Origin of the sequence: Amycolatopsis sp. NPDC006125 (assembly GCF_040614195.1) — a bacterium.
In the GTDB taxonomy this organism is placed as follows: domain Bacteria; phylum Actinomycetota; class Actinomycetes; order Mycobacteriales; family Pseudonocardiaceae; genus Amycolatopsis_E; species Amycolatopsis_E tucumanensis.
Genome location: NZ_JBEXTZ010000200.1, coordinates 1 through 5,134, shown reverse-complemented (window position 1 = coordinate 5,134; position 5,134 = coordinate 1). Strand labels below are relative to the sequence as shown.

Below are 5,134 nucleotides of genomic sequence, written 5' to 3'. Positions count from 1 at the left end.
GAACGAGGAGGACGGTCGCTGTGTCGCGGTACCGCTTCTCGCGACACACCTGCCGGCAGCGATCAGCGTGAGCGGGCCAACCGGGGCGCGGTGACGTGCGCGTCTGGTCGCCCTGGCCCGGCGCGACCGGCATCATGCCCGCACCGCCCGACAGCCCCGAGCTGCCGGGCACCGTCGCGGCAGGGGAGCGGCCCCAGCCACCGGCGTGGTCGCTGAACCCGGGGGTCGGCGACGCGCCCGTGGCCGTGCCGATCCCGGGCAGCGGCGTCGTCGGCGGCGCGATGCTCCCGGTGGTCCGCACCCCGCCCGGCGCGCCGCCCATCGGGCCGACGCCGCCCGAGCTGGACGCCGTCGTGTTGTCGTTGGCGGCGAACGTCGGGCTGGTGGCGGCGCCGGTGTCGGGCTGCGTGGTCGGCGTGGCGTACACAGGCTGGGTCGAACCGCCGGCATGCAGCATCACGTCCCGCTGCGCCACCACTGCCGCGGCCTCCAGCTGGGCCTGGTGCTGCAGCGCGGCCTGGTTCTGCATGTCGTTCATGGTGGCGCTGGCGCCCTCCCAGTCACCGCTCGCGAGCTGCTGCCGGGCGGCGGCGATCGACTCGTCGACCGACTTGCCCGCGGGCTCCGGCATGCTGTTGCGGGCCTGGGACAGCGCCGCGGACGTCTGCGAATACCGGTTCGCCGACAGGAACGCCGCGTCCTTCGAGGTGTCCGCCCAGGTCGCAAGGGTGTTGAAGTAGCCGAACGCGGTGTTCGCGCCGTCGCCCTGCCAGCCGGCCTGCTCCTTGGCGACCCCCTGCCGGAGCGCGGAGGCCATCTCGCCGAACGCGTTGCCGAGGTCGTTGACGATGATGCCCTGCTCGTCGACCTCCTCGGGGGAAGCGCCCTCGGTGACCATGGTCTTCAGCTCTTCGTGCGATCGGCTGCGGTAATCCTCTTCCGATGCGGGCAGCCCGTCGCGGTACCCGCCGCCCTCGGCCTGCAGCTTCCGCGTGTAGACCTGGCCGGACTTGACCGAGTAGTCGCCCGCGACCTGCTCGGCGTCCGGCCCGAAGAACTTGCCCGCGGACTTGCCCGCGGTTTCGGCGTAGACCTCCGACTCGTACCGGCGCCGCGAGTACCCGTTGTCGGGCTGCGTCATGACTTCCTCCCCTGGTGTCAACGATTCGCCGCGGTCAGGTGCTGGTTGACGTGGTCGCGCACCCACTGGCCGATGCGGGCCCGGTCGGCGGGCGTGAAGGTGTGCCGCTGCGCGCCGTCGGGCAGTTGCTCCACCGTGGTGAAGAACCGGCCGTCCGGGGTGTCGAACCAGGTCAGGCGGCCCGCGTCCACCCCGCGGACCGAGCACGAAACCACCCCGGCGCGCAGCGGGGGCGCCGCGAAGTACCGGTCCGCCACGCGCTTCTCCCGCGGCGGCTCGCCGCCGAACAGCTCGCCCCCGCCGCGCGCCTGCGACACGTAGGTCACCGGCGCGATGCGCACCGGCGGCACCTCCGGCAGCGGTTCGAGCAGTTGCGGAAGCACCTGGCCCGCGCGCAGCTCGGCGAACCTGACGTTGTCGCCGCTCTGCCGGCTCAGCACACCGCGCTCGCCGCTCCAGCCGCCGCGCGACAGGACCTTCTCGTCGCGCGTCAGCTCGGCCACGACCTGGGTGACGAGGACGTCCGGCCGCGCCCACAGTCGCAGCAGGTCCTCGAACTCGCCGCGCAGCCGGTCACGCGACATGCGCCCGAGGCGGTGCCAGTGGTCGAACACGCGCTGCCGCTGCTCGGCGCGCTCGGACCGGGTCCCGCTGACGAACGGGATCCGGTGCGGGTAGACGAACCTCCCGAGGCCCAGCTCCTCGTCGAGGATGTCCAGTTCGGCCGGCGCCGTTTCGAACGTCAACACGCATTGCCCCCTGCTCCGAATGCCAACCGCCCAGATCATATGCGCCGCGGGCCGTGGGCGGAGCCGAAAGTGTCGGGGGTGGTGCGTACGGTAGTGGACGTGGAGCAACTGGGGTTCGAGTTCGCGGTCCAGCCGCGGCGGTTGACGAAGGTGAGTCCGGCGCGACTGGCCACCTTCGCGGACTGCCCGCGCCGGTACCGGATGGCCTACCTCGACCGGCCGACCCCGCAGCGCACCGGCCCGTGGGCGCACAGCACGCTCGGCGCGGTCGTGCACAACGCGTTGCGTGCGTTGTTCGACGTGCCGCCGGCGCGGCGCACGCCGGAGCGTGCCGCGGCGCTGCTTTCGGAGCACTGGCAGGACGGCGGGTTCGCCGACGCCGACCAGGCCGCGACGTACCGCGCCCGCGCCAAGGAGTGGGTCGCCGAGTACGTCGAGCACCACGACGTGACCAGCGACCCGGTCGGCATCGAGCGGTGGGTGTCCGCGCCGGTGAACCCGGAGCCCGGGCAGCCCGCGTCGATGATCATCGAGGGGCGCGCGGACCGGATCGACCAGCGCGGCGGTGAGCTGGTGATCGTCGACTACAAGACCGGCCGCCGCGCGCCGGACGAGTACGAGGCCCGCAGTTCCCAGGCGCTGGCGATGTACGCGGTCGCGGCCGAGCGCACCCTGCGGCGGCCGTGCCGCAAGGTCGAGCTGCACCACCTGCCCAGCGGCACGGTCGCGGAGGCGACGCACACGCCGGAGAGCCTGCAGCGGCACCTGCGCCGCGCCGAGGAGACCGCCGAGGACGTCCGGCTGGCCACGGACACCCTGGACGCAGGCGCCGACGCCGACGCGGTGTTCCCCGCACGCCCCGACCGCCGCTGCGCCTGGTGCGACTTCCGGCCCAGCTGCGAGGCAGGGCAGCAGGCCGCCCCGGCGGCGAAGTCGTGGGAGTTGTTGGCGCCGTAGGGGTGGGGGCTGGTGCGGTTGGGCCGCCCTGGTGGCGAAGTTCTGGGAGTTGTTGGCGCGGTAGGGGTGGGGTGTTTGGGGCTGGCGGGGTTGGGCCGCCCTGGGGCGAAGTCGTGGGAGTTGTTGGCGCCGTAGGGGTGGGGTGCGTGGGGCTGGCGGCGTCGGGCCGCCCTGGTGGCGAAGTCCTGGGAGCTGTTGGCGCCGTAGGGGCGGGCTGGCGCGGTTGAGCCACCCTGGTGGCGAGGTTCTGGCAGGCGCTGCCGCCATTGGCTGTGCTGGTCGTGGAGGCTTGACTATCAACGCGCTGTGGACGCAAGCGGCCGCAGGCCCCAAACACCCGGCCACGAATCAAGTCGCGCCACCCTCCACCGCGTGGTCGCCGAAGGCTGCGGCTTGTGCCTGCGCGATGAGATCCGGCAGCGAGGTCTTCCCGTCCTCCTCGGCCCACCGCACCAGCGCCGTGTGCATCGCGGCCAAGCAGGCGCCGGCCGCCGCCCGGACGCGGAACGCGGCCTCGGGGTCCGCCGCGCCGAGGGCGTCCACGATCGCCTCCTGCAGGGCGTAGTGGTTGTCCAGGTGCCTGGCCCGCAGCGCAGGTGTCGAGATCATCAGCCGGAGCCGCGCGAGCAAGTGCTGCCTCGTCGCGGGGTCGCCATCGGTCAGCGTCGCCGTCGCGTCGACGAGCGCGCTGCAGATTCGACGTACCAGCGGCTGTGCCGGTGAGGTGGCGGCGAGCCGCTCGCCGACGAGACGGCCGTGCTGGTCGGCGAGCACGAGGTCTTCCTTCGTGGGGAAGTGCCGGTACACGGTCATGGCCGAGACGCCCGCGGCCACGGCCACGTCGTTCACCGTCGTCGTGTCGTAGCCGCGTTCGGTGAACAGCCGCACCGCGTGCGCCTGGATCATGCGCTGCGTCTCGGCTCGTCGTCGCGCTCGCAACGTTGATTGCCGCTCAACCACGTGGTAGACAGTACCGCATTGGTAGTCACTAACATTTTGGTAGCAGCTAACAAACTGGGGTGATCGGTGTGCGGACGGCTTTGGTGACGGGAGCATCGCGTGGCATCGGACGGGCGATCGCGGCCCGCCTCGCGGCGCAGGGGGTGCTGGTGGTCGTGCACTTCGGCACGGACGCGGAGGGCGCGGCGGCGACGGTCGCCGAGATCGAACGCGACGGTGGGAGCGCGTCCGCCGTCGGGGCACGGCTGGGCGTGGACGGCGACGTCGAAACGCTCTTCACGGGAGTCGAGTCGGCCCTGGCGGGGCGGCCGCTGGACATCCTCGTCAACAACGCCGCGGCCGCACCGGCCGGACCGCTCGGAGCCACGACGCGGGCCGAGTTCGACCACCTCTTCGCCGTGAACGTGCGCGCGCCCTACTTCGTCATCCAGCGCGCGTTGCCGCTGCTCCGCGACGGTGGTCGCATCATCACGATCTCGTCGGTCGTGACCCGGATGGCCAACCCGGACCAAACCTCGTTCGCCATGACGAAGGGGGCGGTGGAAACGATGAGCATGACCTTGGCCAACGAGCTCGGCGCCCGGGGAATCACGGTGAACGCGGTCGCTCCCGGCGCCACGCGGACGGCGACCAACGGCTCCGCGTTCGCGGCCCCGGGCCTGGCCGAGTTCATCGCCGCCTCCACCGCGATGAACCGCCTGGGCGAACCGGGCGACATCGCCGACGTGGTCGCGTTCCTCGCTTCCGACGCCGCGCGCTGGATCACCGGTCAGGTCATCGACGCGAGTGGCGGACTGTTCCTCGGACCGCGCCTCTGACCGGGATCCCCGGTGCGGGTGGTCCCGCTTCTGCCCGTCGCGGGCATGGTGGAATCCTCGGAGTTCCCGGTCGAGGAGTGGAACAGGGTGAGCGAGGACATGACGGACACCGAAGAGCTGCCGCTGGCCCCGGCGCGTGGTCGCACCCGGGTGGCGCGGTGGTGGCGCGGCTTCACCGGCTCGCTCGCGGCCGGCCTCGTCGCGCTGGCGGTGCTCGTCCTGGGCGCTGGTCTGCTGTGCGCCTTCCTCGACGTCCCCGGCCCGGGCGCGGCGCCGATGATCGGGCACCCCATCGCCGCCGTGCTGGCTCTCCTCGCGCAGCGCGTCGCGGATCGCAGCCGGGGGGTTGTGGCGGCGGTTGCCGGAGTGGTGGTGCTCGCGCTGGCCCTGACCGCGCTGTGGACCTTCTGGTGGGCCTAGGGCGTGTCTGACAATGATCGCGGTTGGTGGCTGGGATGCTGCTGGTCGTGTCGCGGTTTCAGATGCTCTCGGATGAGCAGTGGGCGTTG

Annotated in this window: 5 protein-coding genes and 1 pseudogene; 3 read left to right on the top strand and 3 right to left on the bottom strand. The window is 72.4% G+C overall.

Features of this window, described 5'->3' with window-relative positions; genetic code table 11:
• Positions 1–1,141, bottom strand: a pseudogene (locus ABZ193_RS43170) (hypothetical protein); the annotation flags it as partial.
• Between the two features lie 17 nt (positions 1,142–1,158).
• A complete protein-coding gene (locus ABZ193_RS43165; protein WP_020423518.1) occupies positions 1,159–1,890 on the bottom strand; it encodes an ESX secretion-associated protein EspG in 732 nt (243 codons plus the stop codon).
• 99 nt (positions 1,891–1,989) lie between these two features.
• Here ABZ193_RS43165 and ABZ193_RS43160 point away from each other — a divergent pair, with 99 nt between their 5' ends.
• Positions 1,990–2,847: a PD-(D/E)XK nuclease family protein gene (locus tag ABZ193_RS43160; protein WP_354714615.1), complete on the top strand. Its 858-nt coding sequence runs from the start codon at positions 1,990–1,992 to the stop codon at positions 2,845–2,847.
• A gap of 348 nt (positions 2,848–3,195) precedes the next feature.
• Here ABZ193_RS43160 and ABZ193_RS43155 read toward each other — a convergent pair whose 3' ends face one another.
• On the bottom strand, positions 3,196–3,753 hold the full coding sequence (locus tag ABZ193_RS43155) for a TetR/AcrR family transcriptional regulator (protein WP_237340200.1): 558 nt from the start codon (positions 3,751–3,753) through the stop codon (positions 3,196–3,198).
• 113 nt (positions 3,754–3,866) lie between these two features.
• Here ABZ193_RS43155 and ABZ193_RS43150 point away from each other — a divergent pair, with 113 nt between their 5' ends.
• Positions 3,867–4,625 (top strand): SDR family oxidoreductase, encoded by a 759-nt coding sequence (locus tag ABZ193_RS43150; RefSeq protein ID WP_354714613.1) that lies wholly within the window; start codon positions 3,867–3,869, stop codon positions 4,623–4,625.
• A 99-nt stretch (positions 4,626–4,724) separates the two neighbouring features.
• Positions 4,725–5,045, top strand: coding sequence for a hypothetical protein (locus ABZ193_RS43145; RefSeq protein WP_354714611.1), 321 nt, complete (start codon positions 4,725–4,727; stop codon positions 5,043–5,045).
• The last annotated feature ends 89 nt before the right edge of the window (positions 5,046–5,134 follow it).